Annotated in this window: 18 protein-coding genes; 7 read left to right on the top strand and 11 right to left on the bottom strand. The window is 67.8% G+C overall.

The features are described 5' to 3' along the window. Positions 1–12 precede the first annotated feature (12 nt). From uvrC to WV31_RS16040, 5 genes are all read right to left on the bottom strand, one after another. Complete coding sequence (gene uvrC, locus WV31_RS16060) at positions 13–1,887, bottom strand: excinuclease ABC subunit UvrC (protein ID WP_085374516.1); 1,875 nt, start codon at positions 1,885–1,887, stop codon at positions 13–15. A 417-nt stretch (positions 1,888–2,304) separates the two neighbouring features. Beyond that, positions 2,305–3,084, bottom strand: coding sequence for an SDR family oxidoreductase (locus WV31_RS16055; protein ID WP_085374515.1), 780 nt, complete (start codon positions 3,082–3,084; stop codon positions 2,305–2,307). Beyond that, positions 3,084–3,995 (bottom strand): serine/threonine-protein kinase, encoded by a 912-nt coding sequence (locus WV31_RS16050; protein WP_085374514.1) that lies wholly within the window; start codon positions 3,993–3,995, stop codon positions 3,084–3,086. The genes WV31_RS16055 and WV31_RS16050 overlap by 1 nt, the downstream gene beginning before the upstream one ends. 244 nt (positions 3,996–4,239) lie before the next feature. Then, entirely contained in the window at positions 4,240–6,351 is a 2,112-nt protein-coding gene (uvrB, locus tag WV31_RS16045; protein WP_085374513.1) for an excinuclease ABC subunit UvrB, read from the bottom strand. Next, positions 6,348–7,046 carry an RluA family pseudouridine synthase gene (locus tag WV31_RS16040; protein ID WP_085374512.1) on the bottom strand — a complete coding sequence of 233 codons (699 nt, stop codon included), beginning with the start codon at positions 7,044–7,046 and terminating at the stop codon, positions 6,348–6,350. The genes uvrB and WV31_RS16040 overlap by 4 nt, the downstream gene beginning before the upstream one ends. A 193-nt stretch (positions 7,047–7,239) precedes the next feature. On the opposite strand from WV31_RS16040, the gene WV31_RS16035 reads away from it, so the two are divergent. From WV31_RS16035 to WV31_RS16020, 4 genes are read left to right on the top strand one after another with little or no spacing between them, the layout of a single operon-like run. Beyond that, positions 7,240–7,974 (top strand): cytidylyltransferase domain-containing protein, encoded by a 735-nt coding sequence (locus WV31_RS16035; protein WP_085374511.1) that lies wholly within the window; start codon positions 7,240–7,242, stop codon positions 7,972–7,974. After that, a complete protein-coding gene (locus WV31_RS16030; RefSeq protein ID WP_085374510.1) occupies positions 7,952–8,944 on the top strand; it encodes a Gfo/Idh/MocA family protein in 993 nt (330 codons plus the stop codon). The genes WV31_RS16035 and WV31_RS16030 overlap by 23 nt, the downstream gene beginning before the upstream one ends. Continuing rightward, positions 8,941–10,260 carry a DegT/DnrJ/EryC1/StrS family aminotransferase gene (locus WV31_RS16025; protein ID WP_085374509.1) on the top strand — a complete coding sequence of 440 codons (1,320 nt, stop codon included), beginning with the start codon at positions 8,941–8,943 and terminating at the stop codon, positions 10,258–10,260. The genes WV31_RS16030 and WV31_RS16025 overlap by 4 nt, the downstream gene beginning before the upstream one ends. Then, positions 10,260–11,219: a GNAT family N-acetyltransferase gene (locus tag WV31_RS16020; RefSeq protein ID WP_085374508.1), complete on the top strand. Its 960-nt coding sequence runs from the start codon at positions 10,260–10,262 to the stop codon at positions 11,217–11,219. Before WV31_RS16025 ends, WV31_RS16020 begins: the two co-directional genes overlap by 1 nt. Here WV31_RS16020 and WV31_RS16015 read toward each other — a convergent pair. Then, positions 11,216–13,009, bottom strand: coding sequence for an O-linked N-acetylglucosamine transferase, SPINDLY family protein (locus WV31_RS16015; protein WP_237051326.1), 1,794 nt, complete (start codon positions 13,007–13,009; stop codon positions 11,216–11,218). The two genes, WV31_RS16020 and WV31_RS16015, sit on opposite strands and share 4 nt — an antisense overlap. A gap of 186 nt (positions 13,010–13,195) precedes the next feature. Here WV31_RS16015 and WV31_RS16010 point away from each other — a divergent pair, with 186 nt between their 5' ends. After that, a complete protein-coding gene (locus WV31_RS16010) occupies positions 13,196–13,540 on the top strand; it encodes a flagellar biosynthesis regulator FlaF (protein WP_085375611.1) in 345 nt (114 codons plus the stop codon). Continuing rightward, positions 13,537–14,538 carry a threonine-phosphate decarboxylase CobD gene (cobD, locus tag WV31_RS16005; protein ID WP_085375610.1) on the top strand — a complete coding sequence of 334 codons (1,002 nt, stop codon included), beginning with the start codon at positions 13,537–13,539 and terminating at the stop codon, positions 14,536–14,538. The genes WV31_RS16010 and cobD overlap by 4 nt, the downstream gene beginning before the upstream one ends. A gap of 345 nt (positions 14,539–14,883) precedes the next feature. Here the strand turns inward: cobD and WV31_RS21735 are convergent, their stop codons facing one another. The 5 genes from WV31_RS21735 to WV31_RS15980 all read right to left on the bottom strand — a co-directional run bounded on the left by WV31_RS21735 (position 14,884) and on the right by WV31_RS15980 (position 19,889). After that, on the bottom strand, positions 14,884–15,294 hold the full coding sequence (locus tag WV31_RS21735) for a hypothetical protein (RefSeq protein ID WP_145980884.1): 411 nt from the start codon (positions 15,292–15,294) through the stop codon (positions 14,884–14,886). A 164-nt stretch (positions 15,295–15,458) separates the two neighbouring features. Next, positions 15,459–15,839: a hypothetical protein gene (locus WV31_RS15995; protein ID WP_085374505.1), complete on the bottom strand. Its 381-nt coding sequence runs from the start codon at positions 15,837–15,839 to the stop codon at positions 15,459–15,461. A 55-nt stretch (positions 15,840–15,894) separates the two neighbouring features. Then, the gene (locus tag WV31_RS15990; protein WP_085374504.1) at positions 15,895–17,556 is read right to left on the bottom strand and encodes an AMP-binding protein; all 1,662 of its coding nucleotides are present in this window, start codon (positions 17,554–17,556) and stop codon (positions 15,895–15,897) included. A 9-nt stretch (positions 17,557–17,565) separates the two neighbouring features. Further along, positions 17,566–18,783 carry a hypothetical protein gene (locus WV31_RS15985; RefSeq protein ID WP_085374503.1) on the bottom strand — a complete coding sequence of 406 codons (1,218 nt, stop codon included), beginning with the start codon at positions 18,781–18,783 and terminating at the stop codon, positions 17,566–17,568. Then, complete coding sequence (locus WV31_RS15980) at positions 18,780–19,889, bottom strand: NAD(P)/FAD-dependent oxidoreductase (RefSeq protein WP_206072549.1); 1,110 nt, start codon at positions 19,887–19,889, stop codon at positions 18,780–18,782. The genes WV31_RS15985 and WV31_RS15980 overlap by 4 nt, the downstream gene beginning before the upstream one ends. Before the next feature lie 142 nt (positions 19,890–20,031). Between WV31_RS15980 and WV31_RS15975 the strand changes: the two genes are divergently transcribed. Continuing rightward, the gene (locus WV31_RS15975) at positions 20,032–22,098 is read left to right on the top strand and encodes a molybdopterin oxidoreductase family protein (RefSeq protein WP_237051325.1); all 2,067 of its coding nucleotides are present in this window, start codon (positions 20,032–20,034) and stop codon (positions 22,096–22,098) included. Positions 22,099–22,100: the final 2 nt, after the last annotated feature.

Genomic DNA, 22,100 nt, shown 5'->3' with positions numbered 1-22,100 from the left:
GCGGGCGGAATACTAACCCTCGGGATGGAAGTAGTCATGAATCTTTTTGGCCATGGCGCGGCTGATTCCCTCGACGTTTTCCAGATCAGGCAGCCCCGCCTCGGCCACGGCCCTGGCCGAGCCGAAATGGTGCAGCAGCGCCTTCTTGCGCTTGGGCCCCACGCCGGGCAGGGCGTCCAGGGTCGACTGCACCAGCCCCTTGGAGCGCCGGGCCCGATGGGTGCCGATGGCGAAGCGGTGGGCCTCGTCGCGCAGGCGCTGCAGGAAGTAGAGCACCGGGTGGCGGGGCTCCAGGCTGATGGGCTCCTTGCCCGCCTGGAAGAAGCGTTCACGCCCGGCATTGCGGTCGGGGCCCTTGGCGATACCCACCAGCGTGACGTCGTCGATGCCCAGTTCCTCGAGCACGGCCAAAGCGGCGTTGAGCTGACCCCTGCCGCCGTCGATCAGGGCCAGATCGGGCCACATCCCCCGGTCGCGATCGGGGTCTTCCTTCTGGGCGCGGGCGAAACGCCGGGTCAGCACTTCGCGCATCATGGCGAAATCGTCGCCGGGGGTGAGATCGGCAGAGCGGATGTTGAACTTGCGATAGGCCGACTTCATCAGCCCGTCGGGGCCGGCGACGATCATGCCGCCCACCGCGTCCGAGCCCTGGATGTGGGAGTTGTCGTAGACCTCGATGCGCTCGGGCGGCGCCTCCAGCCCGAAGACTTCGGCCACGCCCTCCAGAAGCTTGCGCTGCGCCCCGCTTTCCGCCATGCGCCGCCCCAGGGCGTCGCGGGCGTTATCATAGGCATGTTCCACGAGGCGCTTGCGGTCGCCGCGCTTAGGCGTCGATAGCACGACCTTGCGCCCCGCCTTCTCCGACAGGGCCTGGGCGACGATGGCCGCCTCGGCGGGGTCCTGGGACAGCAGGATCTCCCTGGGCGGCGTCTTGTCGGCATAGAACTGGCCCAGGAAGGCGGCCATGATCTCGGGCGCCTCCTCGCCCTGGGCATGGACGGGGAAATAGGCCCGGCTGCCGTAATTGCAGCCCGAGCGGAAGAAGAACACCTGGATGCACACCCCGTCGCCGGCCTGGTGCAGGGCGACCACGTCGGCCTCGTCCACATCGGCGGGGTTGATATCCTGATGCGCCTGAATGCGGGCCAAGGCCCGGATGCGGTCACGGAACACCGCCGCCTTCTCGTATTCCATGGATTCGGCCGCCGCCGACATGCGATTGGTGAGATCGTTCTGGATGCGCCGGCTTTGGCCCGACAGGAACGCCCTGGCCTCCTCCACCAGAGCCAGATACTCGTCGGGGGCGATGCGCTCGACGCACGGCGCGGAACAGCGCTTGATCTGGAACAGGAGACAGGGTCGGGTGCGCGACGCGAACACCGAATCCGAGCACGAGCGCAACAGGAAGGCGCGCTGCAGCGCCGCCAGGGTCTGGTTGACCGCCCCGGCCGAGGCGAAGGGGCCGAAATACTCGCCCTTGCGGTTGCGTGCGCCCCTGTGTTTGAGCACCTGTGGCCAGTCGTGGTCGCCGGTGATCAGGATGTGGGGAAAGCTCTTGTCGTCCTTGAGAAGGATGTTGTAGCGCGGCCCCAGGCTCTTGATCAGGTTGCTTTCCAGCAGCAGGGCCTCGACCTCGGTCCGCGTGGTCACCACCTCCATGGACGCCGTCTCGGAAATCATCCGCTGGATGCGCATGGGCATGCGCTCGGGCCGGGTATAGGCCACCACCCGCTTCTTCAGGCTTTTCGCCTTGCCCACGTACAAGACGTCGCCCTTGCCGTTGAGCATGCGGTACACACCGGGGGTTCCGGGCAAAGTCGCCACCACCTGGGCGATTACCGCCACTCCGGCCGCCAAGGGCGCGGCGGGGTTGTCGGGGGTGGTCACGGGCCACCATCCACAGACCGGCGCCAGAGGAGCCGCCTATCCATTACGCAGGGACGATCAGATTTTCCTTGCGTTGCGGGATATCCACGAAACCTGTGGATAAGTCTGTTGGCAAGTTCGTCAGGCATGGTCCGCGCCCTTGAGTCTCCTGGGGTATGAGCACTTTGCACAATTTGTGAGCATGCTGGCTATATCGTTATTTTTCAAAGGCTTAACCAAGTCAAGTGTAAACAATCGGCAAATATCGGCTTTTTTTCCCTGGACAAAAAGGGGCGCGCTTGGCAGCGGCACGGGGGCGTTAACGCCTGTGAACAACTTAACACTTCCAGCTTTCGGGTCAGAGCCCCAGGCTGCGCCTGGACCGTTGCGGAAGCGGTTCAAAAGACTCAAGCCCCGCAGCGCAGCAAACCGTCAGGATTATTCTTCCGGCACATCACCAAAGGTTGTCCACCCCAGATGCTGTCCACCATCCAATGCAATCATCTGACCGGTGATGGAAGGCGTGGCCAGCAGGAAGCGCAGCGTGCGGCAGACCTCGTCCGGCGACGTGCCGCGCGCGAGCGGCAGCCCCGCCACCTGGGCGGCGAACTGGGCGTCGGTCTGCCGCGCGCTGGGCAGGGCCGGGCCGGGCCCGATTCCCACCACGCGAATACGGGGCGCCAGGGCGAGCGCCAGGGTCCGGGTCGCCGCCCACAGGGCGGCCTTGGACAGGGTGTAGCTGGTGAAATGGGGGGTGAGGTTCCACACCCGCTGATCCAGCAGGTTGACCACCAGCCCCTCGGCCTCCTCGGGCAGCCGGCGGGCGAAGTCCTGGGTCAGCACGAAGGGCGCCCGCAGGTTGACCTCCATGTGAAGGTCCCAGCTGGCCCGATCCGCCCCCAGGGCGTCGTCCTTCTCGAACACCGAGGCGTTGTTGACCAGAAGGCCCAGCGCCCCCAGCGCCGTCTCGGCCCGGCCCACCAGCTCCCGCACCTGATCCTCACGCTCCAGATCGGCGGGCAGGACCACCGCCTTTCCCCCCATGGCACGAATTTCCGCCGCCACCGCGTCGGCCTCGGCGGTGGAATGGCGGCAATGGATTGCCACGGCGAAGCCCTGGCGGGCGAGGTCCAGGGCGATGGCGCGGCCGATCCGCCGGCCGCCCCCGGTCACCAGGGCGGCGCGGGGGAGCCGGGGCGAAAGATGGGGATCGGCCATCAGGACTCGGCGGCGACGGGCGAAGCGACGCGCTGCCTGGCCACCACCTGGACCACCGGCTTGCTCACCGTCGGCCGCGACGGAGGCGGCACGCGGTCGAGCCCACCCAGCACCTCGCCCGCATGCAGCGGCCGGCGCTCAGGGTCGGGGTCGGTGCAGGCGGCCACCAGATTGATCAGTTCGGGCGGAAAGCCGCCGCCCAGCATGGCCGCCCCGGCCGCCGGATCGGGCAACGTGCCCACCAGCAGGCGATAGGCCAGCACGCCCAGGGAATAGACGTCGGCGCGCGGGCCGACGGCGGTGGCGTTCTCGCGCTGCTCGGGCGCGGTATAGGCGACGTCGCCCATCCAGTGATCGGGCAGAGGCAGATTCTTTTCCGCCAGCTTGATCAGGGCGAAATCGCACAGCCTCACCGTCCCGTTCTGGGTGGCGGTCAGCAGGATGTTGGACGGCTTCAAGGCCCGGTGGACGATGCCGCGCTTGTGCAGCGCCAGCACCGCCGACGACAGCTGCTTCATCACCAGCATGGCCCGCTGGCCGCTGACCCGACGCGGCCGGTCGCGTTCCGGCGCGGCGGCCGCATCCTCGGCCGTGGCGAATTCCTTGCCGATCTCATAGGGCAGGTGGGCCGCCATGTAGGGCATGACGAAAAAGGGCCGGCCGTCGGCCAGATGCTCCAGCGTCTTGACGCCGACGATATAGGGATGGTCGAAGGAGGCGAGCGTGCGGGCCTCGGTCAGAAAGCGGGTCAGTTGCTGCGCCGGGCTCAACGGGCCGGTGTCGCCCGGCTTGGGATCGAACAGCTTGACCGCCACCGGGATCTGGAGATCCGGGTCGTGGCACAGCAGAATCCGGGCGGCACCGGTGGTGACCACCGCCGTATGAATGACGTATTTTCCGATCCGCTCCATGAGCTTCGCTAGGCTCCTTCCCTGCCGGCACACTGTCCGGCCCCATCCTTCGCATTACTCTAACAGAGTAGAATGGCTTCGTCCCCCTAACCGATGGGTAGTTTCCACAAGAACCAGCGCCGGCGTCCCCATCATTGTCATCCCGAGCGGATGCGAGGGATCTCCTCCTGGAATGCTTCGTCCGAATTCAGACCATCGTACCGGGCGGAGATTCCTCGCCTGCGGCTCGGAATGACATGGCGGCTCAGCGCCGGCGTCCCTTTCCCTTGGGCTTGCCGGTGGGACGCGGCCTGCTTTTACTGCCCAGGTCCACTTCGATCCCCAGGTCCAGGGCTTCGAGGCGGCGCAATTCATCGCGCAGACGGGCGGCCTCCTCGAATTCCAGATCGGCGGCGGCGGCCTTCATGCGCTTTTCGATGTCGGCCTTGACCGAGGCCAGGTTGTGCCCGACCCCGTGCTTGATGCCGGACTCGCCGGTGCCGACGGTGACGTAATCGGCCTCGTAGACGCTTTCCATGACGTCGGACACCGCCTTGCGGATGCCTTCGGGCGTGATGCCGTGCTCCGCGTTGTAGGCCTGCTGCTTTTCGCGCCGGCGATTGGTCTCGGCCAGGGCGTATTCCAGGCTTTCGGTCATCTTGTCGGCATAGAGGATGACGCGGCCGTCGATGTTGCGCGCCGCCCGCCCGATGGTCTGGATCAGCGAGGTCTTGGACCTGAGGAAGCCTTCCTTGTCGGCGTCCAGAATGGCCACCAGGGCGCATTCGGGAATGTCCAGACCTTCCCTCAGCAGGTTGATGCCCACCAGCACATCGAAGGCCCCCAGGCGCAGATCGCGGATGATCTCGATGCGCTCCAGCGTGTCGATGTCCGAATGCAGGTAGCGCACGCGCACGCCGTTGTCGTGCATGTACTCGGTCAGATCCTCGGCCATGCGCTTGGTCAGCGTGGTGACCAGGGTGCGGTTGCCCGCCCGCGCCATCTGGCGGACCTCGGCCAGCAGGTCGTCCACCTGATGCTCGACGGGGCGCACGATGCAGACGGGATCGATCAGGCCGGTGGGGCGGATCACCTGTTCGGTGAACACGCCCCCCGTCCGCTCCATCTCCCAGGGGCCGGGGGTGGCCGAGACATAGACGGTCTGGGGCCGCATCAGCTCCCATTCCTCGAACTTCAAGGGCCGGTTGTCGATGCACGACGGCAGGCGGAAGCCGAATTCGGCCAGCACGCTCTTGCGGTTATAGTCGCCCCGGTACATGCCGCCGATCTGCGGCACGGTGACGTGGCTCTCGTCGACGATCAACAGGGCGTCCTCGGGGAGGTACTCGAACAAGGTGGGGGGCGGGTCGCCGGGCCTGCGGCCGGTGAGGTAGCGGGAATAGTTCTCGATGGACTTGCAGTGGCCGGTGGTCTCCAGCATCTCCAGATCGAAATTGGTGCGCTGTTCCAGGCGCTGGGCCTCCAAGAGCTTGCCCTCGGCGTGGAAGCGCTCCAGCGTCTCCTTCAACTCGGCCTTGATGCCCTTGATGGCCTGGGTGATGGTGGGCCGGGGCGTCACGTAGTGGCTGGAGGGGTAGACCGTCACCTCGGACAGCGAGCAGGTCTTCTCCCCCGTCAGCGGGTCGAATTCGTGAATGGCCTCGATCTCGTCGCCGAACAGGGAGAGGCGCCAGGCGCGGTCCTCGTAGTGAACGGGAAAGATCTCCACCGCGTCGCCCCGCACCCGGAAGGTGCCGCGCTCGAAGGCGGCGTCGTTGCGGGTGTACTGCAATTCCACCAGCCGCTTCAAAAGGTCGGCGCGGTCGATGCTTTCGCCCACCTTCAGCGCCACCGTCATGCGGGCATAGGATTCCACCGAACCGATGCCGTAGATGCACGACACCGACGCCACCAGGATCACGTCGCGCCGTTCGAGCAGGGACCGCGTCGCCGCGTGGCGCATGCGGTCGATCTGCTCGTTCACCGCCGAATCCTTCTCGATATAGGTGTCGGTGCGCGGGATATAGGCTTCGGGCTGGTAGTAGTCGTAATAGGAGACGAAATACTCCACCGCGTTGTCGGGGAAGAAGCCCTTCATCTCGGCGTAAAGCTGGGCGGCCAGCGTCTTGTTGGGGGCCAGCACCAGGGCGGGACGTTTGGTCCGGGCGATGACGTGGGCCATGGTGAAGGTCTTGCCCGAGCCGGTCACCCCCAGCAGCACCTGGTCGCGCTCATCGGCCTCGACCCCCGCCGACAGCTCGGCGATGGCCTGGGGCTGGTCGCCCGAGGGCCGGTAGTCGGAGACCAGATTGAACTCCACGTCCCCTTCGGGCAGAGGCGGACGTTCCATGAAGTCGAAGGGCAGCGGGCGGGTCATGACGTGGCAGTATCCCCCGGCCAGCCGCAGGCAAGCAACGCCTCTCTCATATGAGCAGGCGGCGGAGCCATCACCCGGATGGGCTCCTTGGATGGCGCCAAGGCGGGAAACGACACTTCGCGAGCCAGCAGGTGCAGCCGGATTCGCGTCTCCGGGTCGGGGCCGTAATAGGCATCGCCCAGCAGCGGACAGCCCAGATGCTGGGCGTGGATGCGGATCTGGTGGGTGCGTCCGGTGCGGGGCCGCCACTCGATCCAGCTCAAACCCTCGCCCCGCCCCAATACCGACCAGTCGGTTACAGAAGACTGCCCCGTCGGGTCCACCTTGATGCGCCAGCCCTGGCCGCGGGCCGACACTTTCAGCAGCGGCGCGTCCACCGTGCCGCTGTCGGCCTGGGGCGAATTATGACTGACCGACCAGTATACTTTCTCCACCCGACGCTGCTCGAACATCTTGCCGAGGCGCTTGATGGCCTTGGCGTGGCGCCCCAGGATCAGACAGCCCGAGGTGTCGCGGTCCAGGCGGTGGGCGAGCTTCGGCATCTCGGCCCAGCCGAACCTCAACGCATCCAGGTAAAGCTCCAGATGGTCGGGCGAATTGGGGCCGGCATGCACGGCGAGGCCCGGCGGCTTGTCGAGCACGATGACGTCCTGGTCCTTGTAGAGCACGCGGGAAAGGATTTCGTCGGGGGTCATGAAAAGCGCTCTCGGTGTCATCCCGACGACCATCGGGAGGAGGGATCTCGTCCTGGCACGACGTTTCACGCCATGCCAAGCGGAGATTCCTCGCTGCCGCTCGGAATGACAATGGAAATCCCCGCTTAAGCCGATCTTAACGGCGCGGCCCTACCCTTTTCGCCACCGCCACGAAAAGAGTTCAAGGCCGCCCATGAAGATCATCGCCACCATCGAGGCGCGCATGACCTCGTCACGCCTGCCGGGCAAGGTCCTGCTGCCCGCTCAGGGCGCACCCATGCTGGCCCGCATGGTCGAGCGCCTGAAGATGGTTCCCTCGCTGGACGGCATCGTGGTGGCCACCACCGTCAACGCCACCGACGATCCCATCGAGGCCCTGGCCAAGGAGCTGGGCATCGGCTGCTGGCGCGGCTCCGAGGACGACGTTCTGATGCGGGTTCTGGATGCCGCCCAGGCCTTCGCGGCGGACGTCATCGTCGAGCTCACCGGCGACTGCCCGCTGATCGATCCCGTTATCGTCGAGCAATGCGTCCAGGCGTACAAGGCGGCGGGAGTGGACTACCTTTCCAACATCCTAGAGCGCACCTACCCCATCGGCATGGACACCCAGGTGTTCGCCACCAGGATCCTGGCCGACGTGGCCAAGCGCACCACTGACCCCTCCGACCACGAGCATGTCAGCCTCTATATTTACCGCCATCCCGAGCTGTACTCGCTGAAGAACGTGCCGGCGCCGCCCGAGCATTTCGATCCCGAGCTGCGCCTGACACTCGACACCAAACAGGATTACGAGCTGATCGACACCGTGTTCAGCGCCCTGCTGCCCGCCAAGGGGCCGGGCTTCACCCTGGGCAACGTGCTGACCCTGCTCAAGACCCATCCCTACTTGCGCAAGATCAACGACCATGTCGCGCATCGCTGGGTCTGAGCGCATCCGGGCCCTGATCGTCGGCTGCGGCGCCATCGCCGGCGGCTATGACGAGGCGTCGCCCCAGTCGCGCCAGATCCTGACCCACGCCAAGGCCTATCTGCGCCATCCCCGCTTCGACATCGTCGGCTGCGTCGAGCCCGACCGCGAGAAGCGGGCCAGGTTCATGTGGACCTGGGAGGTGCCCAAGGGCTTTTCCTCCCTGGCCGAGGTGGACATCCCTTACGACGTGGCCAGCGTCTGCGTCCCCACCCAGTTCCACGCCGAGACCCTGGAGGCGCTGCTTCCCGGCCCGGCCCGGCTGGTCTTCGCGGAAAAGCCGCTGACCGACGACCTGGCGCGCTCAAGGGCCATCGTCGAAGCCTACCGCGCCGCGGGCAAGCCGCTGGCGGTGAACTACATGCGCCGCTGGGCGCCCGGGCTGGTCAAGCTTCGGGACGACATCGCCTCGGGCCGCCTGGGCAGCTTCATCAAGGGCACGGCGTGGTACACCAAGGGCCTGCTGAACAACGGCAGCCATTTTCTCGACCTCGCCACCTTTCTGCTGGGCGAGCTGCGGCCGGTGGCGCGCCTAGGCGGCGTCAACGACGGCCGGGTCGAGGACCCCACCCTGGACGTCATGGTGCGCACCGACCGGGACTGCCCGCTCTATCTGCTGGCCGCCAACGCCAGCGCCTACACCATTTTCGAGGCCGACCTGCTGTTCGCCGACGCAAGGCTGCGCCTCACCGATTCCGGTTTCCACATGGTCCGCCAGACCGTGACGCGCTCAGAGCGCTTTTCCGGCTACAGCGTGCTGGGCCAGCCCCAGGACAGCGACAGCGGCCTGGGCCAAGCCATGCTGGACGCCGTCGACAACATCGCGCGGCATCTGGGCGACGGTTTCCCCCTGGCCAGCACCGGACGCACCGCCCTGGCCGTACAGGAATTGTGCGCCACCCTCGCCTCCCTTCCGGAGACCAGCCTATGAGCACCCTAGCCCTGTTGGGCGGCAAGCCCGTCCGTACCAAGCTGTTTCCCGCCTATTCGGTGATCGGCGAAGACGACCGCGCCGCCGTGGCCAAAGTGATGGAAAGCGGCATCCTGTCGCGCTTCCTCGGCACCTGGCACAACGACTTCTTCGGCGGCCCCGAGGTCAAGGCCTTCGAGCACGAATGGGCCACCGCCTTTTCCGCCGCCCACGCGGTCAGCGTCAACTCGGCCACCAGCGGGCTTTACGCCGCCTCCGGCGCCGCCGGCATCGGGCCGGGCGACGAGGTGATCGTCTCGCCCTACACCATGAGCGCCTCGGCGGTGGCCGCCCTGGTGTTCAACGCCGTGCCGGTGTTCGCCGACATCGACCCCGACAGCTACTGCATCTCCGCCAAGACCATCGGGCCTAAGATCACGCCCAGGACCAAGGCCATCATCGTCGTCCACATCTTCGGCAACGTGGCCGACATGGACCCGATCATGGACCTGGCGGCCAAGCACGGCATCACGGTGATCGAGGATTGCGCCCAGGCCCCCTTCGCCACCTATAAGGGCCGTCCGGTGGGCACGCTGGGCCATATGGGGGTGTTCAGCCTCAACTACCACAAGCACATCCATACCGGCGAAGGCGGCGTGGTCACCACCAACGATTCCCGGCTGGCCGAGAAGCTGCAGCTGATCCGCAACCACGCCGAGGCGGTGGTGGAAAAGAAGGGCGTCGCCGATCTGGTCAACATGATAGGCTACAATTTCCGCTTAGGGGAAATCGAGGCGGCCATCGGCCGGCGCCAGTTGCTCAAAGGCCCCGATCTGGTCAAGCGCCGCCAGGCCAACGTCAAATACCTGGAAGACCGCATCCGGGGCATTCCCTTCCTGTCCCTGCCCCGTGTCCAGGACGGCGTCGAGCACGTCACCTACCTGCACGCCTTGTCCTATGATGCCGAGGCGGCGGGGGTGTCGCGCGCCACCTTCGTGCGTGCCCTGAAGGCCGAGCTGGCCGCCACCGAGCTGCGCGAGGGCGAGGGCGTGCTGGTGGGCGAAGGCTATGTCCGCCCCCTCTATCTCCAGCCGCTTTACCAGAAGCAGGTGGCCTATGGCGAAGTGGGCTGCCCCTTCAAGTGCCCGCACTATACCGGCGCCCCCGATTACGCCCTGGGCTCGTGCCCCAATGTGGAGGACGCCCACTTCAACCGGGTGATCACCCACGAACTGATCCGCCCGCCGGCCAGCCGCGCCGATCTGGACGACGTGGCCGACGCCTTTGCCAAGGTGGCCGAGAACATGGCCGCCCTGCGCGAGCTGGAGCGCCGCTGATGTCCAAATACCGGGTGGAGGCCATGGATCCCGCGGCGGAAGGCGAAGGCTTTCCCCAATGGGACGCCCACCCGCTGCGCGGACGCTTCGCCGCCCGCCTCTATCCCACCGTGGCGCCGTCCCACCAGGACATCTCGTTCCAGGTGATCGGTCCCTCCGGCCCGGTGGTCCGCGTCCGCGCCGCCAAGGGCCCCGATCAGGTGTCGTTCCGGGGCCTGCCGGCGGTGCTGGCCCGAAAGGCCGACGCCGAGCCCCGGCACATCAAGGATGGCCTGAACACCGCCCTCGACCATCTGCAGGACGCCGCCCGGTCGGCCGGACTGTCCCGCGTGGTGATCGGCGGGCCGGCGGAAGAGACCTGCAATCCGCTGGCCGCCCTGCTGGTGGACCGGGGGGCGGAAGGCGTGGTCCAGGCCTCGGCCATGATCGATCTTTCGCGCACCGCCGAAGCCTTGCGGGCCGATATCCGCGACAGCTACCGCTCGCTGACCAATTGGGGCAGCCGCAACCTGTCGCTGTCCTTCGTCAACGCCGCCAACCCCGACCGGGCGGCCTTCGACCGATTCCCCGACTTCCACGCCCGCATCGCCGGGGGCAGGCGCCGGGGCGACGATTACTGGCAGGTCTATTGGGACGAGATCACGCAAGGGCGGGCGGAACTGTCCCTGGGCTTCCTCGAGGACGGGACGCTGGCCGCCGGGTCCATCGTGGTGTGGGCCGGCGGCACCGCCTATTACGCCTCGGGCGTCTACGACCGCGACAGGTTCGACAAGCCGCTGGGCCACTGGCCCTTGTGGAACACCATCCTGCGCGCCAAGGACGCGGGACTTCTGCGCTTCGACCTCGGCGAGATTCCGGCCAGGGGCCACGCCGACGACAAGGAACTCTCCATCGCCTTCTTCAAGCGCGGCTTCACCTCGGGCCGCAGCCTGCGGCTGAAGTGGACCTTGGCGGTCTAAACGTCGAAACCTTTGGGCTTCCCACCCTTTTCCCAGGTCGCCCACATGGTGTCGAAGGCCTTCTCCAGCGAAGGCGTGAAGGCCTTGCCATCGAACAGGGGCGAGGACTGGGTCGCCGCCCACAGGCGCTGGCGCAGCTCGGCCAGCAGAACCCGCTCCTTGGCCAGATGCTGGGCCAAAGCGTGGTAGGCCCCTTGGGACTCGGTGATCAGCTCGTCGAAGCCCAGGGACTTTAGCAGCGAGCCCGCCACCCGCGAGGCGAAGGTCTGGCCGGCCCAGGCCACCAGCGGCACGCCGGCCCACAGGGCATCGCTGGCCGTGGTGTGGCCGCCGCACGGCCAGGTGTCGAGGAACAGGTCGGCGGCCGACAGGCGGGCCAGATGCTCGGCCTGGGGCAGACGCGGCGCGAAGATCAGGCGCGCCGGATCGATCCCCACCGCCTCGGCCATGTTGCGCAGGCTGGCCGTGGCCGCCGGATGGAATTCCACGAACCACAGCACCGCATCGCTTTGCGCCTGAAGCACGCTGATCCACACCGCGAAGGCCTCGGCATTGATCTTGAAGCTGTTGTTGAACACGGCGATGACGAAGGCGTCTTCCGGCAAGCCCCACTTGGCCTTGGGCTCGCGGGCGAGCGCCCGGGGACGCCGCGAATCGTTGGGCTGGTAGCACAGCGGCAGCCGCACCACCTGCTCGGCGTAATGGCCCTCGGCACCGGGGGGAATCACGAAGGAATCGGCGATGATGTAGTCCATGCAGGTGCCGCCGAAAGTGCCGGGATAGCCCAGCCAGGCCACCTGCACCGGCGCCGGGCGGGCGGCCAGGATGCCGGTCCGCGCGCGGCCCGTATGGCCCTTCAGGTCCACCAGGATGTCGATGCCGTCCCTGGCGATGCGCTGGGCGCCCTCGGCCTCGGACAGGGTGCCCAGTTCCACCCAGTGGTCGCAGGATTCCTTCAGCCGGGCGCGCACCGCCCCCTTGGCCTCGGGGCCATAGGAATAGGCGAAGATCTCGAAGCGCGAGCGGTCGTGGCCTTCCAGCGCCTCGGCCAGCAGGTAGGCGGTGGCGTGGTCGTGGAAATCCTCGGACAGATAGCCGAGCCGCAGGCGCGGCCGCCGCAGCCGGGGCTTGTGGCTCATGGGCTGGGCGCGGCTCTCGATCAGCGAGGCGGCCTCGTCGGCGAAGCGGCGTTGCTCGGCGGGGCTGAAATCATGGATCAGCAAGGAGAAGGGCGGGGCCGGCAGACTCTTGCCGCCGCGCCACGGCGCCAGGGCGGCGATGGCCTCCTTGACCACCGGCAGGTTGTCCCAGTCGCACAGCACCGCCAGTTCCAGGCCGAGATAGCCCAGCGCCCCGCCGTCGGAACCGCCGGTCAGGCGCACCACGGTGCTGTAGGCCAGGGCCGACGTCTCGTGATCGTCCATCTGGGCGGCCAGACTGGCCATGTTGCTCCAGCCGTCCACATAGGATTCGTCCAGTTCGACGGCGCGCCGGTAACAGGCCATGGCCTCCTGGGGCTTGCCGGCGTTGATCAGCACCGTGCCGAGATTGCCGTGATAGGGAACCGCCTTGGGGCTGGCGGCGATGGCGGCGCGGATCAGGCGCTCGGCCTCGTCGAACCGGCCGCGCTGCATGGCCACCAGCCCGGACAGGTGCAAACCGTCGGGATGAAGCGGGCTGATCTTCAGCAGGTCCCTGTAGAGCCGGCCGGCGCCGTCCAGGTCGCCGGAAAGGTGGTGCTTGACCGCGTCCTGCAGGAGCTGGTCCGCCGTCTTGTGCTTTGCGCCCAACTGCCGCTCCGTCCTTAAGGGAATAAGCATTGAGGATAGGGGGCCTCCGTCGGGGCGTCAACGCGCCGCCATCCTTTTAAGGGTTTATCAACATACGAATTGGCAAGATTCCATCGCCTGACGTATGATTCGGGCAATCTTCAGGGCGGCGATGGGCCGCGACCAAGGGAAGCCGGGGGAAAGCGCATGTCTCAACCAATCCAGCTCGAAACGCTCAAGATCGGCGAACAGGACGCCTTCGGCCTGGTGGAGGCGGCCATCACGCTCGACCAGTCGCGCGGCGACAAGGCCCGGCTGGCGGCGGCGCTGGAACAGAATCTGCAGTTGTGGGTGGCCATCCGCACCCTGGTCTCCGATTCGGCCAGCGGCCTGCCCGAGGCGGTCAAGGCCAACCTGAAGCGCCTGTCGGACTTCGTCGCCGACACCACCTTGAAGAAGGGCGTCGAGATCAGCGACAACACCATCACCACCCTGGTCAACGTCAATCTCCAGATTTCCGAGGGGCTGCTGGAAAGCGCCAACCGAGCCTGACCCGACTTCCCCTTCACGGCGGCGATCTGGCCGCCGCCCAGGCCCGTTGGGGCCAACCGGCCGAAGGCTGGCTGGACCTGTCCACCGGGATCAATCCCTGGCCTTGGCCCTGGCCCCATCCCCTTTTCGACCCGAACCCCGCATGCTGGCGGCGGTTGCCCGATTCCGGGGCCAACCAGGCCCTGCTGGATGCCGCGTCCCGCCGCTGGGCGGTTCCCGCCGCGGCGCGGGTGGTGGCGGGAACCGGCAGCCAGGCGCTGATCCAGGCCCTGCCCCGCATCACGAAACCCACCCGGGCGGCCATCCTGGCCCCCACCTATGGCGAGCACGCCCGCGCCTGGACTGCCGCCGGCCACGACGTCCGCGAGATCGCCGGACTGGACGATATGGGCGAGGCCCGCGTGGTGGTGGCGGTCAATCCCAACAATCCCGATGGACGGGTCATCGAGCCCGGCCGCCTGCTCGATCTTGCCGGGCGGCTGGCGGGGCAAGGCGGCATGCTGGTGGTGGACGAGGCTTTCTGCGACGAACGCCCCGACCTGTCGCTCGCCGCCAAGACCGGCCCCGGATTGGTGGTCCTGCGCTCGTTCGGCAAGTTCTTCGGTCTGGCCGGATTGCGCCTGGGCTTCGCCGTGGCCGAGGAGGGGCTGGCCGCCCGCCTCACCGATTATCTCGGCCCCTGGCCGGTCTCCGGCCCGGCCCTGGCCGTGGGCGCCGCCGCCCTGGCCGACCATGACTGGACCCGGGCCACCATCGCCCGCCTGCACGATGCCGCCGGGCGCCTGGACACCATCCTGAAAGGCGCCGGGCTGGAGGTGCTGGGCGGCACGTCCCTGTTCCGTCTGGCCCGCCACGACCGGGCCGGCGAGGTCTATGAGCGCCTGGGCCGTGCCGGCATCCTGGTGCGCGCCTTCGCCTTTCGCCCCGACATCCTGCGCTTCGGCCTGCCGGGCGGCAGAGAAGAGGAAGCGCGGCTGGAACAGGCCCTGGCGGGCTGACGGCCGCAACGGCCCCACTTTCGCCCGGTTCAAAGCGTCGAATGCTGGAGCGGCCGGCCCTAAATCAGAGACGGACCCTAAATCAGAGACTGGCCCTAAATCAGAGACGGATTGTCACCCTGAGCCTGAGGCGAAGGGTCCTTCAGGCACTCGCGGCAACCGCCTCGGGCTGAAAGATGCTTCGGCTTACGCTCGAGCCATGACAGAGCGCTTCATGTTTGGCCCGGACATGGAAAATCGGGCTCATCCTTGCGGATGAACCGTCAACATAGCGCTGAACCATCGGGCCGGCCCAGGTCACAGACCGGCCGTAATCCCCAGACCCTAAGCGGTGGCAACCACCGCCTAGATCTTGACCGAACCGCCGGACGGGGCCGGCGCCGCGTGAGCGGCCGGAGCGCTGGGCGCGGCAGCCACGGGAGCGGGCGGAGCCTTCACATCCTCGGCGGCCTGAGCCTTGATCGCGGTCTGAGTCTGGTCGATGGCGGTCGGGATGTTGCGCTTATACTCTTCGACCACATGGCGCGAAGGATATTGCTCCACTTCCTTGCCCGTGTCGCCGTCACGGACGACCAGCAGAGCCAGACCGGTTCCACTATCGACCTTGACCACCGGAGAGGTGTAACGGGGAGGTTCGGAAACAGACGAGCTTTCCTTCGCCTCGACAGTCGCGGGCTGCGTCTGATGGGCCGCAGGGTGCGGCGCCTCGGCGACCGGGGAGCGAAGTGGGGCGTCGGATGCAATCGAGGTGGACATTCTGCCCTCCTATAATCATTGGACACTGACAACTGCCGGACGGGAAATCACAGGGACAATTCGCCCGACAGCGCCTTCTGGCACAAGCCACAGACTACAAGCTTTCGCCTTTATGAAGCAATCAGATTCTTGACAACCGCCCCGCGTTCTGAATCGGCGGCGGATCAATGGGGCGCGGCGGCGTGATCCACGGCGCGGCGCGCCAGCCCCGGAGGCGGCGGGGACGCCAGTTCCGCCGCCAGATGAACGCGGCGGTCCAGCAGGATGCGCACCGTGGCGCGGGCGAACATCTTGAGGCGTCCCAGCTTGTACTGGGCCGACAGATTGGGTGCCTTGATGATGCCGAGAAAGAAGCGGGAAATCTCGCCCAGGGTCTGTTCGCGCAACTGCCTGTCGCAGTCCCGGCGCAGCAATTCCCCCACCAGATTCTGGGCCACTTCCATCAGGGCCAGCCCCTCGGATTGGGAATCGATCAGGGCGGACAGCTTGTCGAACAGCAGCCTTTGCTCTTGCGTCAGTTGAATGTCGTCAGCCGCGCGGCCCATGCGGTCCCTCCCTGGGTGGCGAATCATGACATCCCGGACAAAAAAACGCCAGGGGTCAGCGCGGCTTGGCCTTGCGCCCCGGCCAGCGGTCGTCGGGCGACGGGGCGTCGAGGCGGATGGGCCGGTCCAGCAGGTCGGCGTAGCGCACGCTGCCGTCCATGGACAGCGGCAATTCCTCGACGAAGTCCAGCCGCGCCGGAACCTCGGCCGGGGACCGCACCAGGCTGATCCAACCCTGGAGCTCGCGGGCGAAACCGGTCTCACCCGCCCTTGTCCGGGGCACCACGAAGGCCTTCAGTTCGCCCGCCGGCCATTCCACCACGCCAGCCGCCGCCACGTCGGGATGGGCGGCCAGGGCGGCCTCCACCTCGGCGGGCCGCACCATGTCGCCCTTGATCCAAACCACATCCCCGGCCGTCGCCGGCGGATCGGGCCACAGATAATGGTCCAGGTCGCGGAAACCGCCCCGCCCGGTCAGCAACCAGCCGTTGACCCGCTTTGCCGCCCCCGTGCCGTCGCCCCAATAGCCGAGAAAGCTGCCGGGCGCGTTGGGCGATACCGCCAGGATGCCCCGGTCGCCGGCCCGCAGGGGCCTGCCGCGCTCGTCCACCGCCTCCACCGACAAACCCGGCGCGGCGCGGCCGGGCGACGGCGGGCGCAATTCCATCAGCCCGGCCAGATTGGCGGCCACCGCGCCGCTTTCGAGCACGCCCCAGGCCTCGTTGGCATGGACGCCGAACACCTTGATCACCCGCTCGTGCAGGGCATCGTCGATGGGGTCCGGCCCGGTGGCGATGGCGCGCGGCATGGCGTGCGGCCGCGTCGCCGCCGCCTCGGCCAGGACGCCCAGGTGGCGGGGCGGCACGTAGAGGATGCGAACGCCATGGCGCGACATCAGGTCCAGCGCCGCCGCCGGATCGAAGGGACCGGGACGCGCCACCACCGGCACGCCGTGATGCAGCGCCGGCAGCACGGCGCGGAACAGCGCCTCGGCCCCCATCCAGTCGGCCGAGGTCCAGACCACGTCGCCGAACTGGGGGAAGAAGGACAGCGACATCTCCACCGCCGGCAGACCGCCGGCCATGGCGCGGTGGGCGTGGATCACCCCGGCCGGCGTGCCGCACGCCCCTTCGGGATAGAAGATGAAGGCCGGATGGTCGGCGGGCGTCACCAGGGGCGTGAAGGCATCGGACGCCGCCCCCACCACCGACCACAGATCGAGGGCTCCGGCTCCGCCGTCGCCCGCCGCCAGCACCCGCTCCAGATCGGGCAGGCGATGGCGGGCGCGGTCCAGCGCCGGCACGGCCGCCGGATCGATCACCGCCACCCGCGCGCCGCTGTCGGCCAGCCGCCAGCCCAGGGGCTCGGCTCCCAGGCCAAGCGGCACCGGCACCAGCACCGCCCCCATCTTGGTGACCGCCAGCAGGGTGACCAGCGCCTCGAGTCCGGCGGGCAGCACCATGGCCACCCGGTCGCCCGGCGCGATCCCGAAGGCGGCCAAAGCGTTGGCCAGCCGGTTGGACAGCAGGCGCAGCATGTGGAAGGTGTGGCGCTCGACGCCGCCGTCCGAGGACTCGACGATCAGCGCGGTGCGATGCCCGTCGGCGCCGCCCATGGTCTGGCGGTCGCAGACATCGAAGGCCAGGTTGTAGCGCTCGGGGATCTTCCAGCGGAAGGTCCGGCAGGCTTCCTCGTAGGAACGGCAGGCGGTCAGCATGGATCGTCCTCAACCACCCAGCGGCATCAGGTCCTCGAACCACAGATAGGTGCCCACGTCGTCGAACATCACGCCGTCGAAGCCCAGATCCATGATTCCCGCCAGGTACTTGCCCAGCATGCCGCGCCATTCGCCGCTGCCCATGTCGGTGACAAAGGTGCCGGGCGTCTCGTCCAGGGCGTAGAGGAAGGCGGGGTTGCCCACCTCCCAGCCCTTCATCCAGTACCAGCGCCAGTCATAGGCGCGGCCCAGCGGCATCACCGCGAAGACCAGGCGGCGCGGCCCCAGCTTCTTGTACTTCAGGCGCTGGACGTCGGCCTTGACCAGCAGTTCGGCCGAGCGGTGCGCCACGTCCACCAGGACGATGTCGTAATTGGTCTCGGCGATGGCCTCGATGAACTTGCCCTTGGTGCCGAACTTGTCCGAGCGCAGCACCGGCAGCCAGTTGCGGGCATGGGCGACGGTCAGGATTTCCCTGGCGTTCTCGAAGGCGGGATGGGCGCGCGGCGTCTCGTCCAGCGGGCCGGTGCCGATCTTGGCGTAGGGCGTCACCTTGTCACGGATGGCCGATTTGTAGGCTGCCTCGCGCTCGGCGGGCTTGTCGCACATCTCGACCGCCAGCACGTTGCGCCCTTCCGAGCGGATGGCGTCCAGCGCATAGGTCTCGCGCCGCTGGATCTCGGCGCGGGCCTGCTTCTGCTTCAGGTCGTTGTACTTGCGCAGTTCCTCGGCCGGGTCGTTGCTGAAGGGGCCCATCTCGACGGCCACCGGCGGGCGGTGGATGCCGCGCTTGCGTTCCGCCGCCAGTTCGGCGTCCAGCTCGTTGCGGGCCTTGATCACCTCGTCCAGGGGCTTGTCGAAGGCATAGGGGCCGCAATAGAGGCCATCCATGACGATGCCGTCCAGCACCTTGACCAGCGGCCTAAACACCGAGCGCAAGGGGGGACGCTTGATGAAATTGGCCCCCGTGGGATCGTGCAGATCGTCCCACTCCATCTCCAGCTCGCCCTTGACCAGCAGCTCCGAGCCGCCGCGCATCAGGACCTGGAAGGCGGGATTGCGCTTCTTGGCATAGGTGCCCAGCTCGATGACCACGTCGCGGGTCTGTTCGCGGAAATTGGGGATCATCGAGGGCGGCGGCGGCACGAAATCGCGCGGCCGGTCCAGGCCTAAGGCGGGCGGAGCGGCAACGAGCAGCAGCATCACGGCGATCAGGCGTTTGATCATGCCAGCAACTCCCCCACATGCTTGGCGATGGCGAGGCACGACGTCAGCCCCGGGCTTTCGATGCCGTACAGGGCCGCCACTCCGGGCCGCCCGGTCCGGTCCGGCCCCTGGATCATGAAATCGGCGGCCGCCTCGCCCTCGGCCGAGATCTTGGGGCGCATGCCGGCATAGGCGGGCTCCAGGGCCCCGTCGGGCAGGCCGGGCCAATAGCGGCGGATGGCGGCGTAGAAGGAATCGCCCCGGCGCGGGTCCACCCGGTAATCCTCGGACTCCACCCATTCCACGTCGGGACCGAACCGCCCGCGCCCGCCGAGATCGAGGGTGAAATGCACCCCCAGCCCGGCGGCCACCGGCACGGGATAGACCAGACGCGAGAACGGCGTGCGGCCGGAAAGGGTGAAGTAATTGCCCTTGCACAGGTAAGCCGGCGGGACATTGGCCAGCCCCAGGGCGGCGCCCAGGCGGGGCGAGGACAGGCCGGCGGCCAGCACCACCTTGCGGGCATGCAAGGTCATGGGCTCGGCGCCCCCCACCGAGATCAGCATGCCGTCATCGGTGGGCCGCCCGCCGGTCACCGGCGATTTCAGCGCCAGGGCGGCGCCCCGCTCCTCCGCCTCGCCCAGCAGCGACAGCATCAGCCCGTGGGTGTCGATGATGCCGGTGGCGGGCGAGAACAGCGCCGCGACGCAATGAAGGTCGGGCTCCATCTCCAGCGCGTGGGCGGCGGAGATGCGGGTCAATCCCTCGACGCCGTTGACCCGGCCCTTCTCGAGAATGGCGTCCAGTTGGGCGGCCTCGGCCTCGTCGGTGGCGACGATCAGCTTGCCGGTCATGGTGTGGGGCACGCCGCGCGAGGCGGCGTAGTCGCGGAGCCGGCGGTTGCCGGAAACACACAGCCGCGCTTTCAGGCTGCCCGCCGGATAGTACATGCCGGCGTGAATCACTTCGGAATTGCGCGACGAGATGCCGGTGCCGATGGCGCCCTCGGCCTCGAGGATCACCACCTCCGAACCGGCATGGGCCAAGGCGCGGGCGCAGGCCAGCCCGACCACGCCGGCCCCGATCACCACGCAATCCACCCGCTCGGCGGCCCGCTCCGTCAACACCTTGTCCTTCCCCGGCGAATCCACATCTAGATGTCGCGGAGAATAGCATCGGCGGCCCAAGGGTTAAAGGCGCATCGCCGTTGCGCCCGCCCCCTGGCCCCGCTAGACTCCGCCGCACCGCACCATGACCGGATTTCCGCCCGTGACCGTCGATACCGCCCTGTCCGTCTGCCCCCACGACTGCCCCAGCGCCTGCCCGCTGGTGGTGGAACTGCCCGAACCGGGGCGCATCGGCCGGGTGCATGGCGGCGACATGGCCTATACCGAGGGCGTGGTCTGCGCCAAGGTGGCCCGCTATGCCGAGCGGGTGCACCATCCCGACCGCCTGACCACGCCGCTGAAGCGCGTCGGGCCTAAGGGCGAGGGCAGGTTCGCCCCCATCACCTGGGACGAGGCGCTGGACGAGATCGCCGCCCGCTTCAAGGAAGCCGCCGCCGGCCTGGGGCCGCAAACCGTGTGGCCCTATTTCTACGCCGGCACCATGGGCCATGTGCAGCAATCGGCCATCAACCGCCTGCGCCGGGTCATGGGCTATTCCAACCAGGCCAAGACCATCTGCTCGGCCGCCGCCAGCACCGGCTGGGTGGCGGGCACCGGGGCCAGGTGGGGCGTGGATGCGCGCGAGATTCCCGAAAGCGACCTGATCGTCATCTGGGGCGCCAACCCGGCCGCCACCCAGGTGCATCTGATGGGGCTGATCAGTCAGGCCCGCAAGGCGCGTGGCGCCAAGCTGGTGGTGGTCGATCCCTACCGCACCCCCACCGCCGAGAAGGCCGACCAGCATCTGATGCTTCGTCCCGGCACCGACGGGGCGCTGGCCTGCGCCGTCATGCATGTGATGTTCAGGGACGATCTGGCCGACCGCGCCTATATGTCGCGCTACACCGATTGCCCCGAGCGGCTGGAAGCGCACTTGAAGACCCGCACGCCGCAATGGGCGTCCGCCATCACCGGCCTGTCGGTGGACGAGATCGAGGCCTTCGCCAGGGCTTACGGCTCCACCAGGCGCGCTTACTTACGTTCGGGCTACGGCTATTCGCGCTCGCGCAACGGCTCGGTCAACCTGCACGCCGTATCTTGCCTGCCCGCCGTGTCGGGGGCCTGGGCGCACAAGGGCGGCGGAGCCTGCCAGAGCATGGGCGGCGTGTTCGATATCGCCCGCACCCTGCTGGACGGACTCGACGTGCCGGCGCCCAAGGTGCGCACCCTGGACATGAGCCGCATCGGCCCCGTCCTCGCCAATGACCCCAGGGATCTGGCTGGCGGGCCGCCGGTCACCGCCATGCTGGTGCAGAATTCCAACCCGGCGGAAGTGGCTCCCGACAGCGGTCTGGTGCGCCGGGGACTGGCCCGCGACAACCTGTTCCTGGCCGTGCACGAGCAGTTCATGACGGCGACGGCGCGCTACGCCGACATCGTGCTGCCCGCCACCACCAGCATGGAGCACGCCGACCTTTACACCAGCTACGGCCACACCTTCCTGCAGGTGGCCAAGCCGGTGATCGCGCCCATCGGCCAAAGCCGCGCCAACCACCGGGTCATCGCCGATCTGGCGGCGCGGCTGGGGGCCATCCATCCCGGCTTCGAGATGGACGAGTGGGAGATGATCGACCAGGTGCTGCTGGCGTCCGACCTGCCCGGCGCCGACGAGCTGCATGTGCTGGGCAGGCTCGATTGCGCCAAGGTGTTCGAGGATGCCCACTTCCTGTCGGGCTTCGGCCACGACGACGGCCGCTTCCGCTTCGCCCCCGACTGGGGCGTCGAAGGATTACCCGAACTGCCCGACCATCTGGCGGTCACCGATGACGCGGATGAGGAGCATCCCTTCCGCCTGATCACGCCGCCGTCCAGGCACTTCCTCAACACCAGCTTCACCGAGATGCCCACCTCGCGCACTCAGGCCGGCCGGCCCACCGCCCTGATCCATCCCGAGGATTGCGCCGCTCTGGGGCTGGCCGAGACTGAGCTTGTCGCCATCGGCAACCGGAAGGCCGAGATCAAGGTCCACGTCAAACCCTTCCCCGGCATCGCCAGGGGCGTGGTGGCGGTGGAAGGCATCTGGCCCGACCGGTTCTTCGAAGGCGGCAAGGGCGTCAATCACCTGACCAGCGCCGACCCGGCGCTTCCCGGCGGCGGCGCCGTGTTCCACGACACCAAGGTCTGGCTGCGTGCCTGTCATCCCGAGCGAGAGCGAGGGATCTCCGCCTGAAA

Source organism: Magnetospirillum sp. ME-1 (assembly GCF_002105535.1).
Taxonomy (GTDB): Bacteria; Pseudomonadota; Alphaproteobacteria; order Rhodospirillales; family Magnetospirillaceae; genus Phaeospirillum.
This window is presented reverse-complemented; position numbering and strand designations above follow the sequence as displayed.

Excerpts from the sequence above, each read along its gene's own strand:
- WV31_RS16055 (WP_085374515.1), bottom strand. The coding sequence starts at position 3,084 with ATGGCCGATCCCCATCTTTCGCCCCGGCTCCCCCGCGCCGCCCTGGTG.
- WV31_RS16050 (WP_085374514.1), bottom strand. The coding sequence starts at position 3,995 with ATGGAGCGGATCGGAAAATACGTCATTCATACGGCGGTGGTCACCACC.
- uvrB (WP_085374513.1), bottom strand. The coding sequence starts at position 6,351 with ATGACCCGCCCGCTGCCCTTCGACTTCATGGAACGTCCGCCTCTGCCC.
- WV31_RS16040 (WP_085374512.1), bottom strand. The coding sequence starts at position 7,046 with ATGACCCCCGACGAAATCCTTTCCCGCGTGCTCTACAAGGACCAGGAC.
- WV31_RS16035 (WP_085374511.1), top strand. The coding sequence starts at position 7,240 with ATGAAGATCATCGCCACCATCGAGGCGCGCATGACCTCGTCACGCCTG.
- WV31_RS16030 (WP_085374510.1), top strand. The coding sequence starts at position 7,952 with ATGTCGCGCATCGCTGGGTCTGAGCGCATCCGGGCCCTGATCGTCGGC.
- WV31_RS16025 (WP_085374509.1), top strand. The coding sequence starts at position 8,941 with ATGAGCACCCTAGCCCTGTTGGGCGGCAAGCCCGTCCGTACCAAGCTG.
- WV31_RS16020 (WP_085374508.1), top strand. The coding sequence starts at position 10,260 with ATGTCCAAATACCGGGTGGAGGCCATGGATCCCGCGGCGGAAGGCGAA.
- WV31_RS16010 (WP_085375611.1), top strand. The coding sequence starts at position 13,196 with ATGTCTCAACCAATCCAGCTCGAAACGCTCAAGATCGGCGAACAGGAC.
- WV31_RS21735 (WP_145980884.1), bottom strand. The coding sequence starts at position 15,294 with ATGTCCACCTCGATTGCATCCGACGCCCCACTTCGCTCCCCGGTCGCC.
- WV31_RS15995 (WP_085374505.1), bottom strand. The coding sequence starts at position 15,839 with ATGGGCCGCGCGGCTGACGACATTCAACTGACGCAAGAGCAAAGGCTG.
- WV31_RS15990 (WP_085374504.1), bottom strand. The coding sequence starts at position 17,556 with ATGCTGACCGCCTGCCGTTCCTACGAGGAAGCCTGCCGGACCTTCCGC.
- WV31_RS15985 (WP_085374503.1), bottom strand. The coding sequence starts at position 18,783 with ATGATCAAACGCCTGATCGCCGTGATGCTGCTGCTCGTTGCCGCTCCG.